The organism is Vibrio sp. L85, assembly GCF_963871815.1.
Lineage (GTDB): Bacteria > Pseudomonadota > Gammaproteobacteria > Enterobacterales > Vibrionaceae > Vibrio > Vibrio harveyi.
The window spans coordinates 61322-83745 of the sequence record NZ_CAWMYL010000061.1 but is presented as its reverse complement, the minus strand read 5'-3'; the positions used below and the strand labels follow the sequence as shown (position 1 = coordinate 83745).

Here is a 22424-nt window from a genome sequence, read left to right as displayed (position 1 = left end):
GCGATCACATTGGCAAGCCCTTTTTCTCGTTTTTTTTGATTTTTTTATCGTTCGGATAAATTTGCATCAAAAGCGTTCAAAAGAGCACGTTATTTCTACAGTTCTTTGAATTTATCTGCGAAAAGAGCCACTTTTTCCCAATTGGTGTATTCCACTTCTTTGGTCGTATCGGTTTCGCCCCCAGTCATCGACATAATGAACTTAATCATAGTTTTGTCGAACCAACCATAACGAGGATAATAAAGAGCACCAGCAAAAACACCAATTAAGATTGGTTTCCAAGGCGACTTGGTCAGGAACTTACGAATGTAAGCGCTACCCTCTGGCGTATCTTTTCCTTGGTCTTCTTTGCGAGCAGTTAGGTTTACGCAGAAAAATGCCACTTTACTTTGTTCAAGTTGATTGAGGTTTCGCTCAATAAACTGGTACAGCTTCTTATTAAGATGACCATAACGAATAGAGGCTCCAATCAATACTCTGTCGTATTGGCTGAAATCAATCGTCTTTACACTATGTAGATCCACCAGCTCGCAATCGAACTCTAATAGCTGCTCATCTATATATTGGAGAATTTTTTTAGTCTGCCCTTCTCGGGAAGAATATAGAAATAATGCTTTTGCCACGATTTCCCCTTAACTGCGCCAAAACGTCGGCGTAAGTAAAATAAGTAAGGTAAAGATTTCCAAACGACCAAACAGCATAGAAACAATCAATACCCATTTTGCTTTGTCATTAACATCACCAAAGTGAAGTGCTACTTCCCCTAAGCCAGGACCGAGGTTGTTCAGAGTCGCAGCTACCGCCGAGAACGCGCTTAGCTCATCCATGCCAGTCGCAATTAACCCCAGCATACAAACCACAAATACGAGCGCGTACGCAGAAAAGAATCCCCAAACCGCATCAACAACACGCTGCGGTAGCGCACTGCCACCCACTTTGATGGTGTACACCGCACGAGGGTGCACCAAACGCTTCAGCTCACGAGCACCTTGTAAGGTCAGTAGCAGAATACGGATCACTTTCATGCCACCACCAGTCGAACCAGCACAACCACCGATGAAAGAAGAGAACAATAACAACACTGGCAAGAACAACGGCCAATCAGCAAAGCCGGTTGTAGTAAAACCTGCAGTAGTAGAGATTGACACAGTTTGGAACAAGGCTTGGTCGAAGGCATCATAAGGAGAGTCATACGAGTGATGATTCAATAATAATAAGAAGCAAACCAAGAACAGAACCACTTGAATAAAGATAAACGCGCGAAACTCTGGGTCTTTCCAATAGTATTTAGGATGCACGCCACCAGACGCAAACGCGGCAAAGTGCAAAGAATAGTTACATGCCGAGATTAACAAGAAGACAACGGTAATCATGTTAATGGCATAACTATCGAAATAGCCCATGCTGGCATCGTGCGTAGAGAAACCACCGATGGCAATAGTGGAGAAGCTATGACTAATGGCATCAAACGGCGTCATGCCTGCTAGCCAAAATGCTACGGCACATGCGATAGTCAAACTCAAGTAGATGTACCACAGTGCTTTTGCTGTCTCAGCAATACGTGGGGTCATCTTAGTATCTTTTACTGGTCCTGGTATTTCAGCTCTATACAGCTGCATACCACCGATACCAAGAACAGGAAGAATGGCTACCGCCAATACGATGATACCCATACCGCCAAACCACTGTAGAAGTTGGCGATAAAAGAGAATCGCTTTTGGCAACTCGTCAAGCCCGACGATCACTGTCGCACCTGTTGTCGTTAAAGCAGAGAAGGACTCAAAAAAAGCGTCAGTCACAGATACATTGGGGTTATCTGAGATTAGAAAAGGAATAGAGCCAGCACTGCCAAGTACAGTCCAGAAAAGAACAACAATAAGGAAGCCATCACGCGCTTTAAGCTCGTGTTTGTGCCTGCGGTTTGGGAACCAACAGATCCCACCGCATACAAGAAGTACGAAGAAAGTCGTGACAAAAGGTACACCCGCACCATCTCGATAGATAAGCGCAACTAGCGCAGGCGCGAGCATTGTGACACTAAAAAGTGCGAGCAATAGCCCGACGATTCGAATAATTGAACGAAATTGCATGGATTGATTGACTAGCGAAGCTGTCCCTGTGGCTTCCTATTTTTCATTATTGTCCGTCTAGTGGGGTGACAATTGCCTTTGCACCACTTTTGTTGATGATAGCTTGGGTAAACGCGCTCACTTCACGTAGCTCAATTTCCACCACTAATACCACCTGATCGCTGTATTCAGCATCCACTTCAACCGCACCAAACTGGGGCATAAGCGACTGTGCGATAGGCATAAACCCATAGTCTAACTCTAGTCGAAGTTTTGTGGTTATTTTTTTCTCAATTGTTTGAAGCAGCTTGAGCGCTTGTTGCACGCCGCCACCATAGGCTTTGACCAAACCACCTGTACCAAGCTTAATGCCGCCAGAATATCGAGTCACTACAGCGGTAATCTCTCCAACTCCAGAGCCAGACAGCTGAGCAAGGATTGGTTTACCTGCTGTCCCTGAAGGTTCTCCATCATCACTAAAGCCCCACTTCATCGAATCTTCTGGTCGACCAGCAACAAATCCCCAGCAGTTGTGTCTTGCATCAGCATTCTTGGTTTTGATCTGCTCAACGAATGCTTTCGCCGCTTCCACGCTTGGCGTATGTGCTAAGTAAGTAATAAAGACACTCTTTTTGATCTCTTCTTCAAATTGAGCAGGCTGAGCAGGAATCAGATAAGGCAGGTCATTCATAGGATTAAGTCACTTTTCTCTTTGTCTAAAGTCTATCACGAGAGGTAATTGTGAGTCGCATAAGATCTGCCTTAGCGCACAATGTTAAACACTTGTTTAAAAAATGTATTGAAATTAACCAGTCCGAAGTCCAAACTAACTTCACTGGTCTAACCAGAACAATAAATAAAACGACTTTCCTCTATATCGATTTGCTGCCCTACAGGCGCTCAGCCCGCATCAAATTGGTATACAGACAATCCAAGATTGTATGTCATGGAGATAGACAATGATTTACCAAGCCGAAACCCTACAGGTAAAGGAAGTACAAGATGGTATTGCAGAACTAAGCTTCTGCTCTCCAAAATCCGTTAACAAGCTCGACCTAGCGACACTAGAGTCACTCGACAAAGCCCTTGATGCACTAAAAGCGCACCAAGGACTGAAGGGCTTGATGCTCACCTCAGATAAAGACGCGTTCATTGTTGGCGCTGATATCACCGAATTCTTAGGTCTTTTCGCTAAGACAGACGCTGAACTCGATCAGTGGCTACAATTTGCTAACAGCATCTTCAATAAGCTGGAAGACTTGCCTGTCCCAACTATCTCGGTACTAAAAGGCCACACGTTAGGCGGCGGCTGTGAGTGTGTGCTTGCAACTGATATGCGAATTGGTGACAAGACCACCAGCATCGGTCTACCAGAAACAAAACTGGGCATCATGCCGGGCTTTGGTGGTTGTGTACGTCTGCCACGTGTTATTGGCGCCGACAGCGCAATGGAAGTGATCACTCAAGGTAAAGCGTGTCGTGCGGATGAAGCGTTAAAGATTGGTCTTCTGGATGCGGTTGTTGATAACGACGCACTTTACGAGTCAGCACTCAAGACACTGACCTCAGCAATCAACGAGAAGTTGGACTGGCAAGCTCGTCGCAAGCAAAAGACATCACCTCTAACGCTAAGTAAGCTTGAATCAATGATGAGCTTTACCATGGCGAAGGGTCTGGTGGCACAAAAAGCGGGTCCTCACTACCCCGCTCCAATGACAGCCGTTATTACTATTGAAGAAGGCGCTCGTTTCGCTCGTAACGAAGCACTCGACATTGAACGTAAGCACTTCGTAAAACTGGCTAAGTCTGAAGAAGCAAAATCACTGGTTGGCTTGTTCCTCAACGACCAATACATCAAAGGGCTTGCTAAAAAATCAGCGAAGTCAGCGAGTAAAGACACGCAACGTGCGGCTGTGCTTGGTGCGGGCATTATGGGCGGCGGCATCGCCTACCAATCTGCATTAAAAGGCGTACCGGTGTTAATGAAAGATATCGCGCAACCTTCACTCGATTTAGGTATGACTGAAGCATCTAAGCTGCTAAATAAACGCTTATCTCGTGGTCGCATTGATGGCTTTAAGATGGCTGGTATTTTAGCGTCTATCACACCAAGCCTACATTACGCAGGCATCGAAGAATCAGACGTGATTGTTGAAGCCGTAGTAGAAAACCCGAAAGTAAAAGCAGCAGTTTTGAGTGAAGTCGAATCGCATGTCGGTGACGATACCGTTATTACCTCAAACACCTCGACAATTCCTATCAACCTGTTGGCAAAATCGCTAAAACGCCCAGAAAACTTCTGTGGCATGCACTTTTTCAACCCAGTGCACCGCATGCCTCTTGTTGAGATCATCCGTGGTGAACATACCTCTGATGAAACCATAAATCGCGTTGTTGCGTACGCAGCGAAAATGGGCAAATCACCAATTGTCGTTAATGACTGCCCTGGGTTCTTTGTAAACCGCGTATTGTTCCCATACTTTGGTGGCTTCAGCATGCTACTTCGCGATGGCGCTGACTTTACGAAAATCGACAAAATCATGGAACGTAAGTTTGGCTGGCCGATGGGACCTGCATACTTGCTCGATGTTGTTGGTATTGATACTGCTCACCACGCACAAGCCGTTATGGCACAAGGATTCCCTGAGCGTATGGGCAAACAAGGTCGTGACGCAATAGATGCGCTGTTCGAAGCAGATAAATACGGCCAGAAGAATGGCAATGGCTTCTACAGCTACACCATTGATAGAAAAGGTAAGCCTAAGAAAACCTTCTCTGAAGAAATCTTGCCGGTACTCGCTGACGTTTGTGCCGATAAACAGGACTTTGACGAACAGACCATCATTCAACGTATGATGATTCCAATGATCAACGAAGTGGTACTGTGTCTACAAGAAGGCATCATTGCCACTCCACAAGAAGCGGATATGGCACTGGTTTACGGTCTTGGCTTCCCTCCATTCCGCGGTGGCGTATTCCGCTACCTAGATAGCGTAGGTATTGCTGAGTTTGTTGCAATGGCAAAACAATACTCAGAGCTCGGTGCAATGTACCAAGTACCACAGATGCTGATTGATATGGCGGCGAAAGGTGAAAGCTTTTACGGTGCACAACAGCAAGGTTCTATCTAAGGAGGGATTCTAAAATGACTAATCAAACAAGAAATGTTGTCGTAGTCGATTGTCTACGTACTCCAATGGGTCGCTCTAAAGGTGGTGCTTTCCGTCATACGCGAGCAGAAGATCTATCTGCGCGCCTAATGAAAGGTATTCTTGCACGTAACCCACAAGTAAACCCAAGCGAGATTGAAGATATCTACTGGGGCTGTGTACAACAAACCTTAGAACAAGGCTTTAACGTGGCACGTAATGCGGCGCTACTTGCTGGTCTACCAATTGAGATTGGCGCCGTGACGGTTAACCGCTTGTGTGGTTCATCAATGCAAGCGCTTCACGATGGTACACGTGCCATCATGACAGGTGACGCTGAAATCTGCCTAATTGGTGGTGTTGAGCATATGGGACATGTACCAATGAACCACGGCGTGGACTTCCACCCAGGTATGTCCAAGACAGTTGCAAAAGCAGCAGGCATGATGGGCTTAACCGCTGAAATGCTTGGTAAGCTGCATGGCATTAGCCGTGAGCAACAAGACGAGTTTGCTGCGCGTTCCCATGCTCGTGCACATGCTGCAACCGTAGAGGGTCGTTTTAAAAACGAAATCCTACCAATTGAAGGTCATGCGGCTGACGGCACGCTGTTCACTCTAGATTACGATGAAGTCATTCGCCCTGAAACATCCGTTGAAGGTCTATCTCAACTTCGTCCTGTTTTCGACCCAGCAAACGGCACAGTAACAGCCGGTACATCATCGGCGCTGTCTGATGGTGCATCAGCGATGTTGATCATGAGTGAAGAGAAAGCTAATGAACTTGGCTTGAAGATTCGAGCACGCATTAAAGGTATGGCCATTGCGGGCTGCGATCCTTCAATCATGGGTTACGGTCCAGTACCTGCGACGCAAAAAGCGCTCAAGCGTGCAGGTCTTTCAATTGAAGATATGGATGTGGTTGAGCTAAACGAAGCATTTGCAGCGCAATCTCTACCATGTGCTAAAGACTTAGGTCTGCTTGATGTTATGGATGAGAAGGTCAACCTTAACGGTGGTGCAATTGCATTGGGTCACCCGCTTGGTTGTTCTGGCTCACGTATCTCAACGACGTTAATCAACCTAATGGAAGCGAAAGATGCGAAATACGGTCTCGCAACCATGTGCATTGGTTTAGGTCAGGGTATTGCGACTGTATTTGAACGACCATAGTCTGTTTAAGAAACGCTAGGTTGTAGTGATCAATTCAACAGTCACGAGCAAATGAACCAATACTGAAATTTTTTAGTATTACACTTAAGGGCGACATCTGATGTCGCCCTTTGTTTTACGCTAAACATTGCTTACATGCACAAAAAGCATACATTAAATGCTCAAGTTTCATTTTATTCATAGACAAAGAAGACATACACTTAGCAGCAGTTGATATCTTGCTGCATGTGACCCAGAGTCACGCTACCGCACAATCGGAGAACCTTATGTTTAATGCACTAGTTCTAAATCAAGAAGACAAACGTACTATCGCTAGCATCGAGCAAATCGATGAAACACAACTGCCTGAAGGCGACGTTCTGATTGACGTTGATTACTCATCGTTGAACTACAAAGACGGTCTTGCAATTACAGGTAAAGGTAAAATCATCCGTAACTTCCCGATGGTGCCGGGTATTGACCTAGCAGGTACGGTAGTAAGCTCAGAAGACGACCGCTACCAAGCAGGCGACAAAGTTGTTCTTACTGGTTGGGGTGTGGGTGAAAACCATTGGGGCGGTATGTCTCAACGTGCTCGTCTAAAAGCGGATTGGCTAGTACCACTACCAAAAGGTCTGGACAGCAAGAAAGCCATGATGGTTGGTACTGCTGGTTTCACTGGCATGTTGTGTGTTCAAGCACTGCTTGATGCAGGCATCAAACCTGAAAATGGTGAAATCCTAGTAACTGGCGCAAGTGGCGGTGTAGGCTCAGTAGCTGTGACGCTTCTAGCACAGCTTGGCTACAAAGTGGCAGCCGTGACAGGTCGTGTTGAACAAAATGGTCCGCTACTAGAAAAGCTAGGAGCTAGCCGCATCATCGACCGTGTTGAGTTTGAAGAACCAGCACGTCCGCTTGAAAAGCAAGTATGGGCAGGTGCGGTTGATACCGTAGGCAGCAAAGTGCTAGCAAAAGTATTGGCGCAAATGGATTACAACAGTGCAGTCGCAGCTTGTGGTCTTGCAGGTGGCTTCGATCTACCGACGACAGTGATGCCATTCATTCTACGTAACGTTCGTCTACAAGGTGTGGATTCTGTTTCATGCCCATTTGAAAAACGTACTGCAGCATGGGAAAAATTGGTAGAACTACTACCAGACAGCTACTTCGAGCAAGCTTGTACTGAAGTAGAGCTAGCAGAAGCACCAAAATACGCTGAAGACATCACAAACGGTCAAGTAACTGGTCGTGTGGTTATCAAGTTATAAGCGTTAACTCTTCGATAGAATAAACAAAGCCGGGTCATTGCCCGGCTTTTTGCTATTTCGATTTTTGGAAAAATCAGTCCAACCCCATATCTTCAATTCGTTTAGCAATAAGACGACTACATTCTTCACGAACTACTGCACGCAACCATTCTTGAGCGGGAGAGTGTTCGCAACGTGCGTGCCAAATCATCGAATATTCAAACGGCGTGAATTGGAATGGTAATGGCTTCACTACTAAGTCATAGCGATCAGCAACCAAGTACGCTAAATCGGCAGGCACGGTAATAATAATTGGCAGAGTATCAACGATCGCCAGCGCCGCTTCCAAGTGATAAGCGCGTAATACCATCTGACGTTGCGGCTTCTCCACGAGCGCTTGTTCAATCAGCGCTTTAACCCCATCACTAATGGCAATCATGGCATGCGGATGACTGAGATAATCATCCAGACTCATCTCTTTCTCAGCTAGCGGATGCTGCTTAGATAGCATACACAACACACCAACTCGCCCTAACACTTCACTGCGTAATGGCTCCACAGGACCTGTTGGACGACAAATCGCTAAGTCCGCGCCTTCATATGTTAATTGATCAGATAAGCGGTCATGTTGCAGCGGCAAGAAGTTAAACGACACATTCGGTGCTTCTTGATAGATACGCGGCAACGCGAAGGGCAGAATGGTTTGCATCGCGTAATCAGTAGTCGCGATATTAAACGTCTGATCGCAACTGCGTGGATCAAACTCACGTGGAGAAAGCAATTGGCGTAGTGACTCCAAAGGCTCACCCAAAGAACGATCAATTTCTAACGCTTTTTGAGTTGGGATCAAGTGCTGACCTTGACGAGTAAACAGTGGGTCACCAAGCAGATCACGTAAACGCCCTAGCACACGACTCATTGCCGATTGGCTTAAATTGAGGCGAGTTGCTGCTTTACTGACACTGCTCTCTTCAATCAGCACACGTAATGCGACCAATAAATTCAGGTCTCGACGATAGATGTCTTCTAATTCCACGATTTGCCACTTAACATGTAGGGGATTTAGGTAAATTGTACTCTTCAGGCAAAAAAAATCCCGCCTTTCAGCGGGGAAGCCCAAGAAAAATGGGGATAGTGTCGGAATGAAGTGTCGTTAAACTTGGTGAGCGGTATATCAGTAGGTTCCGATTACAGCAAGAAGCGCTAATTTTCTTGCTCTGATGCACCTGACCATTTGTGCATCTCAATCCAAATCCCAATAATCGTTGCACTCATGCCTACAAGAGGCATCAATGAGGTTTCACCTGGCGTCCTAAGTACCAATGCACAGAACGAGATAAAACATAAAACCGAATAGATGGTTAGTCTGTCTAACGCTGTTAACATCGTCTCTCCTTGCCAGTTGTTACCAAATTGTTAATTTAAGGTAAATCAAAAAATTCGGTTTGCCAAGTGGTTATTGAATATTTTTTCAACGAAAGTAAAATTCAACGCTCAGTTAGTTACGAGAATCACACTATGAGCTTTAATCCTGAACTGGCGACCAAGACATTAGAGGCGGAAGGATTACGCTGCCCAGAGCCAGTGATGATGGTCAGGAAGACAATTCGAAACATGCAAGATGGTGAGGTATTGCTAGTTAAAGCAGACGACCCATCCACAACTCGAGATATCCCGAGTTTCTGTCGATTTATGGATCACCAGCTGATTGCGGCACAAACGGAACAGCTTCCATACCAGTACCTGATCAAGAAAGGTTTGGAATAATCTCAGCAAGATCAAAAACGGCAGCCCAATTGGCTGCCGTTTGTTTATTCATCGTATTCTAGTGTGCGAACTTCAGATTGTAGCTTGTTCAGTTGCTTTCTCATTGCACGCATCTCTTCATGCATCGGAATAATATGCGCGACCCGAATCCAAGCCTCTACTGTTAGACCAGTAAGGATGAAGGTCCCTGCAACAATCGGCAACCACATATCGGTCAACACCATTGCCAATAAGCACAGCGCTAAACCAAAGGTGAATAAATAACTCTGACTCTTTGGGGTCATCCCCATGTAACGTGTAAGCATAACCTTGCCCTCTCGCTATCATTCACACCATTAAAGTACCATGACAAGTATGACACTAATATGTCATCCGTCACGGTCCTGAATGATTTTGAACCAGAGTTTGAACTCATGCATAATTTCACTAGTTATTGATAATTAACACGATTTATCTTTAAGATGATCAGAAAAATGCTGCACCAATAGCAAGGGCAATAAATAGGAAAGCGGTCACCTTACGAATCAATCCTAAAGGCATCTTATCCGCCGATAGCTTGCCGATTAAAACCACGGGAACATTGGCAAGCAACATGCCGATCGTGGTACCAAGAATCACCCAACTCAATGCATCTGCGTATTGCGCACCCAAGATAGAAGTTGCAATCTGAGTCTTGTCGCCAATCTCCGCAACGAAGAAAGCAATAAAACTCGCAATGAATGGACCACGGTTGGAGATCTGTTCGTCATCATCCAGTTTATCTGGGATCAGCACCCAAGCCGCCATGGCGACAAAACTAACCACCAGCACCCATTTTAAAACCTCAGGCGAAAGGTAATCTGCCACAACCACACCTAACCATGCAGCCAAAGCGTGGTTGGCAATGGTTGCCAAAAAGATTGCGGCAATAATAGGGATTGGCTTGCGGTAACGACTGGCAAGTAATAGAGATAGCAATTGGGTCTTATCGCCAATTTCTGCTAACGCTACAGTAGTAATTGAAATAGCTAAAACGCTCACGACATGCTCATTGGGGCGGGATAATTATTTTTAACCTAAGACAAATCTCACGCCCCACCCCGGTTCATGATGATTTGTCTAAGGTCTTGCTAAACTCATCGGGTTGATGAGTCTCGAACGCCATGGTGATTTTGCACCAATTATGTTGACGAACGAACCAGATGAAATAGGCATTTCATCGAGTAAGCTACTCCCCAAAGACAGGCGCAATTCTAGCCACCTTTGCTCATCACCTCAAGAGTGAAAGCCAGTGAAAACTCCCTTTTAGGAAAAATTCAGCAGATAAAGCGGTAAAAATCCATTAAAGGAGAAAATTGCCCACGAATTAATCAAGATTAGCTCTACTCCCATGCTCAATATCTGGGTATACTTGATTGTTATTTTATTCAACCGTAATTACTTTGAATCGCTATTGTTGAGGCTATAAAACCCAGCAAAAGAGACGAATTCACAAGTAATAAGAGAATCGCGCGAACCTGACTTATGCAAAAATACGATATCAAAACCTTCCAGGGAATGATCCTCGCGCTGCAGGATTATTGGGCTCAAAATGGTTGTACCATTGTTCAACCGCTAGATATGGAAGTGGGTGCGGGTACCTCTCATCCAATGACATGTCTACGAGCACTTGGCCCAGAACCAATGTCTACAGCTTACGTACAACCTTCACGTCGTCCTACCGATGGTCGTTACGGTGAAAACCCTAACCGTCTACAGCACTACTACCAATTCCAAGTAGCGCTAAAACCATCACCAGACAATATCCAAGAGTTGTACCTAGGTTCTCTAGAAGTTCTTGGTATTGACCCACTTGTTCACGATATCCGTTTCGTAGAAGACAACTGGGAAAACCCAACACTAGGCGCATGGGGTCTAGGCTGGGAAGTTTGGCTAAACGGCATGGAAGTGACTCAGTTTACTTACTTCCAACAAGTTGGCGGTCTTGAGTGTAAGCCAGTCACTGGTGAGATCACTTACGGTATCGAACGTCTAGCAATGTACATCCAAGAAGTCGACTCTGTTTACGACCTAGTTTGGAACATCGCACCAGACGGCAGCAAAGTGACTTACGGTGACATCTTCCACCAAAACGAAGTAGAGCAATCGACTTACAACTTCGAGCACGCAGACGTTGATTTCCTATTTGGTTTCTTCGAACAGTGCGAAAAAGAGTGTAAAGAGCTGCTTGAGCTTGAAAAGCCACTGCCACTACCTGCTTATGAGCGTATCCTAAAAGCTGGTCACGCATTCAACCTACTAGACGCACGTAAAGCGATCTCAGTAACTGAACGCCAACGTTACATCCTACGCATCCGCAACCTGACGAAAGCAGTTGCAGAAGCATACTACGCATCGCGTGAAGCTCTTGGCTTCCCAATGTGTAAGAAAGAACAAGCGTAAGGGGTAGAGTAACATGGCAAAAGAATTTCTAATCGAGCTAGGTACAGAAGAGCTACCACCAACGCAACTTCGCACTCTAGCTGAAGCATTCGCAGCAAACTTCGAAGCAGAACTAAAAGGCGCTGAGCTTGCTCATGAAGGCGTGAAATGGTTCGCGGCACCTCGTCGTCTTGCACTTAAAGTCGCAGCACTAGCAGACAGCCAGTCTGACAAAGTTGTTGAAAAACGTGGTCCTGCGGTTTCTGCAGCGTTTGACGCGGAAGGCAACCCAACAAAAGCGGCTCAAGGCTGGGCACGCGGTTGTGGCATCACGGTTGACCAAGCAGAGCGCATGGTAACAGACAAAGGTGAATGGCTACTGTTCAAACAAGAAGTGAAAGGTCAGCCAACGTCTGAGATCGTAGTTGAACTTGCAGCGAAAGCACTAGCAAACCTACCTATCGCAAAACCAATGCGCTGGGGTAACAAAACGACTCAATTTATCCGTCCAGTTAAGACGCTAACCATGCTAATGGGCAGCGACCTAATCGAAGGCGAGATCCTTGGTGTCGCTTCAGACCGCACTATCCGTGGTCACCGCTTCATGGGTGAGCAAGAGTTCACTATCGATTCTGCTGAACAATACCCTGCGATCTTAGAAGAGCGCGGTAAAGTAATGGCGGATTACGAAGCGCGTAAAGCAATCATCCTAGCTGACGCACAAAAAGCAGCAGCAGCGGTTGGCGGTATCGCTGACCTAGAAGATGACCTAGTAGAAGAAGTAACGTCTCTGGTTGAATGGCCAGTAGTACTAACAGCGAAGTTCGAAGAAGAGTTCCTAAAAGTACCTTCTGAAGCGTTGGTTTACACCATGAAAGGTGACCAGAAGTACTTCCCTGTTTATGACGAAAACAAGAAGCTACTACCTAACTTCATCTTCGTATCGAACATCGAATCAAAAGAGCCTCGTTACGTAATCGAAGGTAACGAGAAAGTAGTTCGCCCTCGTCTTGCTGACGCAGAGTTCTTCTTCAACACAGACCGTAAGCGTCCGCTTATCGACCGTCTGCCGGAACTAGAGCAAGCGATCTTCCAAAAGCAACTGGGTACGATCAAAGACAAAACAGACCGCATCACAGAACTTGCTGGCTACATTGCTGAGCAAATCGGTGCTGACGTTGAGAAATCAAAGCGTGCTGGTCTACTAGCAAAATGTGACCTAATGACCTCAATGGTATTCGAATTCACGGATACTCAAGGTGTTATGGGCATGCACTATGCTCGCCACGACGGTGAAGCAGAAGAAGTTGCAGTAGCACTGAACGAGCAATACATGCCTCGTTTCGCAGGTGATGAACTGCCATCAAACGGCGTTTCAACAGCAGTTGCAATGGCAGACAAGCTAGACACTATCGTAGGTATCTTCGGTATTGGTCAAGCACCTAAAGGCAGCGACCCATTCGCACTACGCCGCGCATCTCTAGGTGTACTACGTATCATCGTTGAATACGGCTACAACCTAGATCTTGTTGACCTAGTAGCGAAAGCTAAGTCACTATTTGGCGACCGCCTAACCAACGACAACGTTGAACAAGACGTTATCGAGTTCATGCTTGGTCGTTTCCGCGCTTGGTACCAAGACGAAGGCTTCAGCGTAGACATCATTCAAGCGGTTCTAGCGCGTCGTCCGACGAAACCAGCAGACTTCGACCAACGTGTTAAAGCGGTTTCTCACTTCCGTGAACTAGAAGCAGCAGAGTCTCTAGCAGCAGCGAACAAACGTGTAGGTAACATTCTAGCGAAATTCGACGGCGAACTAGCAGCAGACATCGACCTAGCACTTCTACAAGAAGACGCAGAGAAAGCACTAGCAGAAAGCGTTGAAGTAATGACGGAAGCGCTAGAGCCAGCATTTGCTACTGGTAACTACCAAGAAGCCCTAAGCAAGCTAGCTGACCTACGTGAACCAGTTGATGCGTTCTTCGATAACGTAATGGTAATGGCAGACGACGAAGCACTTAAGAAGAACCGTCTAACACTACTGAACAACCTGCGTAACCTGTTCCTACAGATCGCAGACATTTCTTTGCTTCAAAAGTAATTCATTACTCTTAGAAGTGATTAAGAAATAAGTAAAAGGGAAGCAGATGCTTCCCTTTTTTGTTGCCTTCAAACCGATGAAGGTGACGCTTATTATTCATTTTGTGAACAAGACTAAAATTTGTAGGGTGAGACGCGTTTAACTTGTTGGTGTAGAGCTCGGATTGTAGAGGCACAGTTTTGCTATAACTGGACTGTTTATTCGGGGGAAGGACACAATGAAAAAAACAATTCTCGCACTCTCTATCGGTCTACTGAGCGCCTGCAGCCAGATTCCAGAAAATGCCATCGTATTAAGCGTTGGTGATGACACCGCTGTTTTTGAGGAAAACTCACAGGGCTTACTTGTCGCCGAGCAAAAACTCGAAAAAGGCAGTTATAGCTTTACCATTGCTGACAGCAAGCAAAGCTGTGGCAGTAGCTTTGCCCTAGCAGAAGAAGATCGCATCAAATTCAATCGTCCATTAAAAATGGATAACTGCGCCACTGATGCACAAATGCCGCTGCGCATTTTCAAAGCCAATACCTATCAATTTACGCTCAATCCAACCACCAACGAGCTGACGGTCAAAATCAAACCAAAGCAGAGTCAGGACATCACCTACTCTTGCCCTGTCGCAACTGACACGCCAAAAACCATCAATGTTGCTCAAACCTTTAATGATGGCACTGTCGTTCGCGATGCCTTAACCGGACAAGAAACCACAGTCGCCAATGGCAGCGTCACCATGCAGCCGGGTCCTATGAGCCAAGGTCTATTGCTGCTAGAAGAAGTTGAACAGCAAGCCGACAAACCGTTCAGCTGGGATAACGCAACAGTGTACTTCGTCATGACTGACCGCTTCTACAATGGCAACCCAGACAATGACAACAGCTACGGTCGCAGCAAAGATGGAAAATACGAGATTGGTACCTTCCACGGTGGTGACTTGGCGGGTCTGACGAAAAAACTCGATTACATCGAATCACTTGGTGTGAATGCTATCTGGATAACCTCGCCACTGGAACAAATCCACGGCTGGGTTGGCGGCGGCGATAAAGGCGACTTTAAGCACTACGGCTACCACGGCTACTACCACCAAGATTGGACCAAGCTTGATGCCAACATGGGTACCGAAGATGAACTCAGAACCTTCGTTGATACCGCCCACAAGAAAGGCATCCGCGTGATTTGGGATGTAGTCATGAACCACACAGGCTACGCAACATTAGCAGACATGCAGGAATTCGGCTTTGGTCAGCTTTACCTAGATGACCAAGAAGCTAAAGAAGTCCTTGGTGAAAAATGGACCGACTGGCAGCCAAAATCAGGACAAAGCTGGCACAGCTTCAACGACTACATCAAATACGGTGATAGCGAAGCGTGGGATAAATGGTGGGGCAAAGATTGGATCCGCACCGATATTGGCGACTACGATGCTCCGGGCTACAACGACATCACCATGTCTTTGAACTACCTACCGGATCTCAAAACCGAATCGACTCAGAAAACCGGATTACCAAACTTCTTCCGCAATAAAGACACCAATGCGCAAGATGAGCTGCAAACCCCACGTGAACACCTGATTACCTGGTTATCCGATTGGGTGCGCGACTACGGCATTGACGGCTTCCGTGTCGACACAGCAAAACACGTTGAAATGGAAGCGTGGGCAGAGCTGAAAGCCAGCACCACCCAAGCGCTTGCTCAATGGAAGAAAAACAACCCGGACAAAGCTTTGGATGATCTACCTTTCTGGATGACGGGTGAAGTGTGGGCACACAGCGTGGTGAAGAGCCCGTATTTCGATAACGGCTTCGATTCCATCATCAACTTCGAGTTCCAATCTGACGTAGCGCCAAAAGCGCTGAAGTGTTTCGCTCAACTTGATAATGATTACCGCCGCTATGCAGAGCGTATCAATACCGATCCTGAGTTCAACGTATTGAGCTACCTATCTTCACACGATACACAGCTGTTTTGGTCAGCACGCAGCCGCAGCTTTGATGACCAAGCTCGTGCCGCAAATGCACTGATGCTGGCTCCAGGTGCAGTACAGATCTATTACGGTGATGAGATAGCTCGTGATTTTGGCATTACTGGTTCAGATGCTCACCAAGGCACACGCTCAGATATGCCATGGGATAAGATTCATGGCGAGCGTGAAGATCTACTGCAACATTGGCAAAAGTTGGGTGAATTCCGTAAACGCCACCCAGCGGTTGCTCAAGGTAAGCACATCACTCGCAATCAAGAAGGTTACTACGCGTTCGAACGCCAATACCAAGACGATAAGGTGCTGATTGTTTACACCGGAGAGTAAGTCATACTCTCTCCACCAGCAAGGGAAGCATAAGCTTCCCTTTTTTATTGCTCTTTTTGCCTTTTTATCTCGTACCTCTGGTCTGATGACACACTTTTTTCTTTTTCGGCTTAATTCACACTTTGCGTTAATTACGCATTGAGGTAAGGTCAAGGATTACTCGATAAGCCGATAAAACATCGGCACAAACATACACAAAGCAATCACAATGAATTAGGTATAACGACAAATGCAGTTCTCTAAGTTTGGTGAAAAATTTAATCAGTATTCAGGTATCACGCAGTTAATGGACGATTTGAATGATGGTCTGCGCACACCAGGTGCCATCATGCTCGGTGGAGGTAACCCAGCCGCCATTCCTGCCATGCTCGATTACTTTCGCCAAGCCAGTGAGGAAATGCTCGCCAGTGGAGAGCTCGTCGCCGCCCTCGCCAACTATGATGGTCCGCAAGGCAAAGACGCGTTCGTTAAAGCGTTGGCTCAGTTATTCCGTGAAACTTATGGCTGGGATATTTCTGAGAAAAACATCAGCCTAACTAACGGTAGCCAAAGTGGCTTCTTCTACTTGTTCAACTTGTTGGCAGGTAAACAGCCAGACGGTTCGCACAAGAAGGTGCTACTGCCTATCGCGCCTGAGTACATCGGTTATGGTGATGCAGGCATTGATGAAGATATCTTTGTCTCATACCACCCAGAGATCGAGCTGTTAGATAACGGTCTGTTTAAATACCACGTCGATTTTGAGCAGCTCACCGTCGATGACTCTGTTGCGGCAATCTGCGCGTCTCGCCCAACCAATCCAACGGGTAACGTACTGACAGACGAAGAAGTACGTAAGCTGGACAAGCTGGCACGTGAGAACAACATCCCACTGATTATCGATAACGCCTACGGTCTACCTTTCCCGAACATCATCTTTGAAGATGTCGAGCCGTTCTGGAATGAAAACACCATCCTGTGCATGAGCCTATCTAAACTTGGCTTGCCGGGCGTGCGTTGTGGGATTGTGATTGCGAGTGAAGAAATCACTCAAGCATTAACCAATATGAACGGCATCATCAGCCTAGCTCCAGGCAGTGTTGGTCCTGCGTTGGCAAACCACATTATTGGTAAAGGCGATCTGCTAAAACTGAGCTCAGAGGTGATTAAGCCGTTCTACAAACAGAAGTCGCAACGTGCGGTTGAACTGCTCCAAGAAGCGATTACCGATGAACGCTTCCGTATTCACAAACCAGAAGGCGCTATCTTCTTGTGGCTATGGTTTGATGAACTGCCAATTACGACAATGGAACTGTACCAACGCTTGAAAGCGCGTGGGGTCTTGATTGTTCCGGGTGAATACTTCTTTATTGGTCAGAAAGACGAGTGGGATCATGCACACCAATGCTTGCGTATGAACTACGTTCAAGACGATGAGATGATGCAAAAAGGCATTGCGATTATCGCAGAAGAAGTGGAAAAGGCTTACCGCGAAGGTAAATAGACCGATTAAACTCAGCCGTTCTTCTCTTTGAAATTACTGCTTTGAAATAGCGGATTTGAAAACCCCAAACTAAAAAGAGCGCCCATATGGCGCTCTTTCTCATTCTATAACCGTGTGGTTAACTGAAGTGTCTTTAGCTGATTAGCTGTTTTCAATCAGGTTGTTGCCACCGATAGCAATCTTACGTGGTTGCATCGCTTCTGGAATTTCACGAACTAAATCGATATGAAGTAGACCGTTTTCCATTGATGCACCAACGACTTTTACGTAATCCGCAAGTTGGAATTTACGTTCAAAATCGCGTTCTGCGATGCCTTGGTAAACGTAGTTTTTACCTTCTTCTGCTTTACGCTCGCCCTTCACAATCAACATGTTTTCGTTTTGAGTCAAATCGAGCTGATCTTCAGCAAAACCTGCGACTGCCATAGTAATACGGTAGTTGTGCTCGTCTTTTTGCTCAATGTTGTATGGAGGGTAGCCGCCAGAAGTGTTTTTCGCAGAGCTTGCTTCCATCAGGTTAAACAGACGGTCGAAGCCAATTGCATTACGGTATAGTGGTGAGAAATCTACATTACGCATAATCTATCCTCTTTTAAGCAATAGTCTTAGCCCAGATGAGGGTCATCCACATGGCGCATTTATGCAAGAAAACGCCGAGCTAAGGGATCCGATGATTCATTCCTCTGACCTACTTTTTAGGTGCGGGGACATGATGTCGAATCTAGGGTCAAGTTGTGTGCTAATACTGAGTATCCTCTCTTGAGCGATCTCGTTTAGCGATTCCAGAGGCGCTGTTCTTCTCTTGTTGAGCAAGTTAGCCATCCCTCTTCATAACTAGATATAAGGTCGAAAAATGGGCTTTCAAGGGCTACGGTGAAAATATTTTAGATCCCCGACTCGATCGTTCCTCCCTCTCGAAGATGACGTCCTAACATACTAATAATGAAAAGCGCCACTTACATCCACTCTTTCCTTAAATGTAGAGTTTCAAAGCCAAGCTTCCCCGCCTCCATAGAGTGCAGCCCATTCTTGTGTCTCGTTTCTTTTATCTGGTTTCTCTCCACTCAATAAAAAAGCACCACCCGAAGGCAGTGCTTTTAAAATTCTATCAAAAGAAATTTAGATTCGTTTTTCCGCAGGGGGATATGCTTAGTTCTAGGAGAAGGCGCGCAGCATACAAGTGTATGTGAGCATCTTCGACAACGAAATCAGCATATCCAGCAAAGGAAAAATAGTCTAAACGTCTAGGTTTGCTACTTTCAGCGCGTTCTCTTCAATGAAGTTACGACGCGGCTCAACTTGGTCACCCATTAGCGTTGTGAACAATTGGTCTGCGCCTACCGCATCTTCAATGGTTACTTGCATCATGCGACGTGTCTCTGGGTCCATTGTGGTTTCCCAAAGCTGATCTGGGTTCATCTCACCTAGACCTTTGTAGCGCTGTAGGCTTAGACCACGACGCGACTCTTTGATTAGCCACTCAAGTGCCGCTGCAAAGCTTGATACCGGCTGAGTACGCTCACCACGTTTGATGTAAGCGCCTTCTTCTAGCAGACCGTCTAGCGCTTCAGATAGATCCGCTAGTTTGCCGTACTCTTTCGAGTTCAGTAGGTCGATGCTTAGTGCGTAGTCATGAGTCACACCGTGAGTACGTACGATGATCTTAGGTAGGTTTAGACCTAGCTCTTCGTGTTGCTCAACTTCGAAGCTGTATTGGCTTGCGCCTACTTCTTTCGCGTTTAGCTGCTCAACAAGCTGCTTTGTCCACGCTTCTACTGTTGCAGCATCATGACATTGCTCTGCCGTTAGACGCGGCGTGTAGATTAGCTCATGAACTAGCGCGCTTGGGTAGCGGCGGCTCATGCGATCCGCTAGCTTGATACCAGCGTTGTATTGCTGAACTAGCTTCTCTAGCGCTTCGCCTGCCAATGCTGGTGCTTCTGCGTTTACGTGTAGCGATGCGTTATCAAGTGCCAAAGCAACTTGGTATTGGTTCATCGCATCTTCGTCTTTGATGTACTGCTCTTGTTTGCCTTTCTTCACTTTGTAAAGCGGTGGCTGAGCAATGTACACATAGCCACGCTCGATAAGCTCTGGCATTTGACGGTAGAAGAAGGTCAACAGTAGCGTACGGATGTGCGAACCATCGACGTCAGCATCGGTCATGATGATGATGTTGTGGTAACGCAGTTTATCCGGGTTGTACTCATCACGACCGATACCACAACCTAGTGCAGTGATCAGCGTTGCTACTTCTTGAGAAGAAAGCATCTTGTCGAAACGCGCTTTTTCTACGTTAAGAATCTTACCTTTTAGCGGTAGGATTGCTTGGTTCTTACGGTTACGGCCTTGTTTTGCGGAGCCGCCTGCCGAATCACCCTCCACTATGTATAGTTCAGAGAGTGCTGGATCTTTTTCCTGACAGTCTGCAAGTTTGCCTGGCAGACCTGCTAGGTCTAGTGCGCCTTTACGACGAGTCATTTCACGAGCTTTACGCGCCGCTTCACGAGCACGAGCTGCATCTATGATTTTCGAACAAACCATCTTCGCTTCTGCCGGGTTCTCAATTAGGAACTCAGACAGTTTCTCACCCATTGCTGATTCAACCGCTGACTTCACTTCAGAAGAAACCAGTTTATCTTTAGTTTGGCTTGAGAACTTAGGATCAGGCACTTTAACCGAAACAACCGCAGTTAGACCTTCACGCGCGTCATCACCAGAAGTTGCTGTTTTCGCTTTCTTAGAGAAGCCTTCTTTGTCCATGAAAGAGTTCAGTGTACGCGTTAGCGCTGCACGGAAACCCGCAAGGTGAGTACCACCGTCGCGTTGTGGGATGTTGTTAGTGAAACAGTAGATGTTCTCTTGGAAACCGTCATTCCACTGCATCGCCACTTCTACCGAGATACCATCTTCGCGCTCAAAGTCGAAGTGGAAGATTTTCTCGATGATTGGTGTTTTGTTGGTGTTTAGGTGCTCAACAAACGCTTGGATACCACCTTCAAACATGAAGTGGTCGCTCTTGTCTGCTTCGCGCTCATCAACCAGTTTGATTGAAACACCAGAGTTCAGGAAAGAAAGTTCACGTAGACGCTTCGCTAGGATGTCGTAGTGAAATTCTGTGTTCGAGAATGTTTCTGCACTTGGCCAGAAACGGATTTGTGTACCAGTTTGGTCAGTATCACCAATTACTGCTAGTGGCGCTTGAGGCTCACCATGATGGTAAGTTTGCGTATGGATATGACCGCCGCGGTGGATAGTCAGAACCACTTTCTCAGACAGTGCGTTTACTACTGAAACACCTACGCCGTGTAGACCGCCTGATACTTTGTATGAGTTATCATCGAACTTACCACCAGCATGAAGTACCGTCATGATAACTTCTGCAGCAGATACTTTTTCTTCTGGGTGCATTTCTGTTGGAATGCCACGACCATCATCCGTAACTGAAACCGAGTTGTCCTCATGAATTGTCACAACGATGTCTTTACAGTGACCTGCCAACGCTTCATCAATTGAGTTATCCACCACCTCGAAGACCATGTGGTGAAGACCAGTGCCGTCGTCCGTGTCGCCGATGTACATACCTGGACGCTTACGTACCGCATCCAGACCCTTCAGTACCTTAATACTCGATGAATCGTAATTTTCAGACATGAGTTTCTCTCTTCTAGTTTTACTCTATCCTGCCATGTTCCACATGAAACAATTTGCCCGTATCGTCCAACATATCGGCGATTTGGCTTTCAGTGATAGAGCTTACAAATACTTGTGCGCCCGTCTCTTTCAAGCAGTCCGCTAGACGCTTGCGACGTTGGCTGTCTAATTCCGACGCAAAGTCGTCAATTAGGTAAATACATTGTTTGCCGGTCATTTCGGTAAGGTGTTGCCCCTGCGCCACACGCAAAGCACACACCATGAGTTTTAATTGACCGCGTGACAAAACGTCTTCAACTGGCGTTCCGTTCACTTTAATGCGCAAATCAGCTTTATTTGGACCACTAAAGGTGTAACCCAATGACTGATCACGCTCGAAATTCTTTTCTAGTATCTCATGATAAGGGGTGTCTTTGTCCCAACCACGATAATACTTTAATTGGATCTCAAATTCTGGCAAAAACGTCTGACAGATAGTTTCCGCTACGGTTTTCATCTGTTCGATGTATAGCGCTCGCCATTGACTGATGTTTTCAGCCAAATGTGCCATCTCTTGATCCCAATAACTGAGTTCACGATAACTTCTGGCCGTTTTAAGCAGAGCATTGCGTTGCTTGTTAAGACGCTTGAAACGCCCCCATGCATCATAAAAAGCAGGCTCGGTGTGAAACACACCCCAGTCGATGAATGCACGACGATGTTTTGGACCATCCGTTAGTAGATCAAATCCTTCTGGATGTATCAACTGTAAAGGCAAAACTTGTGCAAGTTGCGCCAGTTTTTGTCCAGATTGACCGCCTATTTTAACCTCTGTTGAGCCATCACGCTGCTTATTAATGCCGATAGGTAGCTCAAATTGATCCGAGTTCAAAAAACGACCATGAACAAACAGCTCATCGCACTCATTTTGGATAACTCGACCGGTCAACGAACTCTTGAAAGAGCGACCATGTCCGAGCAAGTAAATGGCTTCTAAAACACTGGTTTTACCGCTGCCGTTCGGTCCAATAAGAAAGTTAAAGCCTGCTGATAGGTCAATATCACAGGCTTTAATGTTTCGAAACTGCTGAATGATGAGGCGAGAAAGTGGCATTCAGATGA

18 protein-coding genes are annotated in these 22424 nt (G+C 46.2%); 8 read left to right on the top strand and 10 right to left on the bottom strand.

All coding sequences use genetic code 11. The features are described 5' to 3' along the window. Nucleotides 1-95: 95 nt before the first annotated feature. The 3 genes from hemG to AACR11_RS08040 are packed head-to-tail and all read right to left on the bottom strand — an operon-like array spanning nt 96 to nt 2760. Nucleotides 96-623: a menaquinone-dependent protoporphyrinogen IX dehydrogenase gene (gene hemG / locus AACR11_RS08050; protein WP_029790012.1), complete on the bottom strand. Its 528-nt coding sequence runs from the start codon at nt 621-623 to the stop codon at nt 96-98. A gap of 9 nt (nt 624-632) precedes the next feature. After that, a complete protein-coding gene (locus tag AACR11_RS08045) occupies nt 633-2090 on the bottom strand; it encodes a TrkH family potassium uptake protein (protein WP_005451087.1) in 1458 nt (485 codons plus the stop codon). A 46-nt stretch (nt 2091-2136) separates the two neighbouring features. Beyond that, nucleotides 2137-2760 carry a YigZ family protein gene (locus AACR11_RS08040; protein ID WP_029790011.1) on the bottom strand — a complete coding sequence of 208 codons (624 nt, stop codon included), beginning with the start codon at nt 2758-2760 and terminating at the stop codon, nt 2137-2139. A gap of 268 nt (nt 2761-3028) precedes the next feature. On the opposite strand from AACR11_RS08040, the gene fadB reads away from it, so the two are divergent. The 3 genes from fadB to acuI all read left to right on the top strand — a co-directional run bounded on the left by fadB (nt 3029) and on the right by acuI (nt 7637). Next, nucleotides 3029-5200 carry a fatty acid oxidation complex subunit alpha FadB gene (fadB, locus tag AACR11_RS08035; RefSeq protein WP_079324654.1) on the top strand — a complete coding sequence of 724 codons (2172 nt, stop codon included), beginning with the start codon at nt 3029-3031 and terminating at the stop codon, nt 5198-5200. Nucleotides 5201-5214: 14 nt separating this feature from the next. Continuing rightward, nucleotides 5215-6390 (top strand): acetyl-CoA C-acyltransferase FadA, encoded by a 1176-nt coding sequence (gene fadA / locus AACR11_RS08030; protein ID WP_005426042.1) that lies wholly within the window; start codon nt 5215-5217, stop codon nt 6388-6390. Nucleotides 6391-6656: 266 nt separating this feature from the next. Next, nucleotides 6657-7637: an acrylyl-CoA reductase (NADPH) gene (acuI, locus tag AACR11_RS08025; protein WP_005451082.1), complete on the top strand. Its 981-nt coding sequence runs from the start codon at nt 6657-6659 to the stop codon at nt 7635-7637. A 73-nt stretch (nt 7638-7710) separates the two neighbouring features. On the opposite strand, the gene AACR11_RS08020 is transcribed toward acuI, so the two are convergent. Both AACR11_RS08020 and AACR11_RS08015 read right to left on the bottom strand, forming a co-directional pair. Then, nucleotides 7711-8652, bottom strand: a complete 942-nt coding sequence (locus AACR11_RS08020; protein ID WP_009699107.1) for a LysR family transcriptional regulator — start codon at nt 8650-8652, stop codon at nt 7711-7713. Between the two features lie 167 nt (nt 8653-8819). Further along, nucleotides 8820-9002, bottom strand: a complete 183-nt coding sequence (locus tag AACR11_RS08015) for a hypothetical protein (RefSeq protein ID WP_005426049.1) — start codon at nt 9000-9002, stop codon at nt 8820-8822. Between the two features lie 132 nt (nt 9003-9134). Here AACR11_RS08015 and tusA point away from each other — a divergent pair, with 132 nt between their 5' ends. Then, nucleotides 9135-9383, top strand: coding sequence for a sulfurtransferase TusA (gene tusA, locus AACR11_RS08010; protein WP_005426051.1), 249 nt, complete (start codon nt 9135-9137; stop codon nt 9381-9383). Nucleotides 9384-9427: 44 nt separating this feature from the next. Here the strand turns inward: tusA and AACR11_RS08005 are convergent, their stop codons facing one another. Beyond that, on the bottom strand, nt 9428-9688 hold the full coding sequence (locus tag AACR11_RS08005) for a hypothetical protein (protein ID WP_005451077.1): 261 nt from the start codon (nt 9686-9688) through the stop codon (nt 9428-9430). Between the two features lie 160 nt (nt 9689-9848). Next, nucleotides 9849-10403: a TMEM165/GDT1 family protein gene (locus tag AACR11_RS08000; RefSeq protein WP_005451076.1), complete on the bottom strand. Its 555-nt coding sequence runs from the start codon at nt 10401-10403 to the stop codon at nt 9849-9851. Nucleotides 10404-10886: 483 nt separating this feature from the next. Here AACR11_RS08000 and glyQ point away from each other — a divergent pair, with 483 nt between their 5' ends. From glyQ to AACR11_RS07980, 4 genes are all read left to right on the top strand, one after another. Next, nucleotides 10887-11804, top strand: a complete 918-nt coding sequence (gene glyQ / locus AACR11_RS07995; protein ID WP_005451074.1) for a glycine--tRNA ligase subunit alpha — start codon at nt 10887-10889, stop codon at nt 11802-11804. A gap of 13 nt (nt 11805-11817) precedes the next feature. Continuing rightward, nucleotides 11818-13884 (top strand): glycine--tRNA ligase subunit beta, encoded by a 2067-nt coding sequence (gene glyS, locus AACR11_RS07990; RefSeq protein WP_005378875.1) that lies wholly within the window; start codon nt 11818-11820, stop codon nt 13882-13884. A gap of 217 nt (nt 13885-14101) precedes the next feature. Further along, entirely contained in the window at nt 14102-16186 is a 2085-nt protein-coding gene (locus AACR11_RS07985) for an alpha-amylase (RefSeq protein ID WP_029790008.1), read from the top strand. Between the two features lie 229 nt (nt 16187-16415). After that, entirely contained in the window at nt 16416-17669 is a 1254-nt protein-coding gene (locus tag AACR11_RS07980; protein WP_009699313.1) for a valine--pyruvate transaminase, read from the top strand. A 141-nt stretch (nt 17670-17810) separates the two neighbouring features. Here the strand turns inward: AACR11_RS07980 and AACR11_RS07975 are convergent, their stop codons facing one another. The 3 genes from AACR11_RS07975 to recF form a co-directional block, all read right to left on the bottom strand. After that, nucleotides 17811-18248: an Hsp20 family protein gene (locus tag AACR11_RS07975; protein ID WP_005426066.1), complete on the bottom strand. Its 438-nt coding sequence runs from the start codon at nt 18246-18248 to the stop codon at nt 17811-17813. Nucleotides 18249-18905: 657 nt separating this feature from the next. Beyond that, entirely contained in the window at nt 18906-21323 is a 2418-nt protein-coding gene (gene gyrB, locus AACR11_RS07970) for a DNA topoisomerase (ATP-hydrolyzing) subunit B (protein ID WP_017818155.1), read from the bottom strand. 19 nt (nt 21324-21342) lie between these two features. After that, complete coding sequence (recF, locus tag AACR11_RS07965) at nt 21343-22416, bottom strand: DNA replication/repair protein RecF (RefSeq protein WP_005426070.1); 1074 nt, start codon at nt 22414-22416, stop codon at nt 21343-21345. Nucleotides 22417-22424: the final 8 nt, after the last annotated feature.

Bases quoted from the DNA above. Each gene is read 5' to 3' on its own strand.
- glyS (WP_005378875.1), top strand. From the start codon at position 11,818: ATGGCAAAAGAATTTCTAATCGAGCTAGGTACAGAAGAGCTACCACCA.
- tusA (WP_005426051.1), top strand. From the start codon at position 9,135: ATGAGCTTTAATCCTGAACTGGCGACCAAGACATTAGAGGCGGAAGGA.
- AACR11_RS08045 (WP_005451087.1), bottom strand. From the start codon at position 2,090: ATGCAATTTCGTTCAATTATTCGAATCGTCGGGCTATTGCTCGCACTT.
- AACR11_RS08015 (WP_005426049.1), bottom strand. From the start codon at position 9,002: ATGTTAACAGCGTTAGACAGACTAACCATCTATTCGGTTTTATGTTTT.
- fadA (WP_005426042.1), top strand. From the start codon at position 5,215: ATGACTAATCAAACAAGAAATGTTGTCGTAGTCGATTGTCTACGTACT.
- glyQ (WP_005451074.1), top strand. From the start codon at position 10,887: ATGCAAAAATACGATATCAAAACCTTCCAGGGAATGATCCTCGCGCTG.
- acuI (WP_005451082.1), top strand. From the start codon at position 6,657: ATGTTTAATGCACTAGTTCTAAATCAAGAAGACAAACGTACTATCGCT.
- fadB (WP_079324654.1), top strand. From the start codon at position 3,029: ATGATTTACCAAGCCGAAACCCTACAGGTAAAGGAAGTACAAGATGGT.
- AACR11_RS07980 (WP_009699313.1), top strand. From the start codon at position 16,416: ATGCAGTTCTCTAAGTTTGGTGAAAAATTTAATCAGTATTCAGGTATC.
- gyrB (WP_017818155.1), bottom strand. From the start codon at position 21,323: ATGTCTGAAAATTACGATTCATCGAGTATTAAGGTACTGAAGGGTCTG.
- recF (WP_005426070.1), bottom strand. From the start codon at position 22,416: ATGCCACTTTCTCGCCTCATCATTCAGCAGTTTCGAAACATTAAAGCC.
- AACR11_RS08040 (WP_029790011.1), bottom strand. From the start codon at position 2,760: ATGAATGACCTGCCTTATCTGATTCCTGCTCAGCCTGCTCAATTTGAA.
- AACR11_RS08005 (WP_005451077.1), bottom strand. From the start codon at position 9,688: ATGCTTACACGTTACATGGGGATGACCCCAAAGAGTCAGAGTTATTTA.
- AACR11_RS07985 (WP_029790008.1), top strand. From the start codon at position 14,102: ATGAAAAAAACAATTCTCGCACTCTCTATCGGTCTACTGAGCGCCTGC.
- AACR11_RS07975 (WP_005426066.1), bottom strand. From the start codon at position 18,248: ATGCGTAATGTAGATTTCTCACCACTATACCGTAATGCAATTGGCTTC.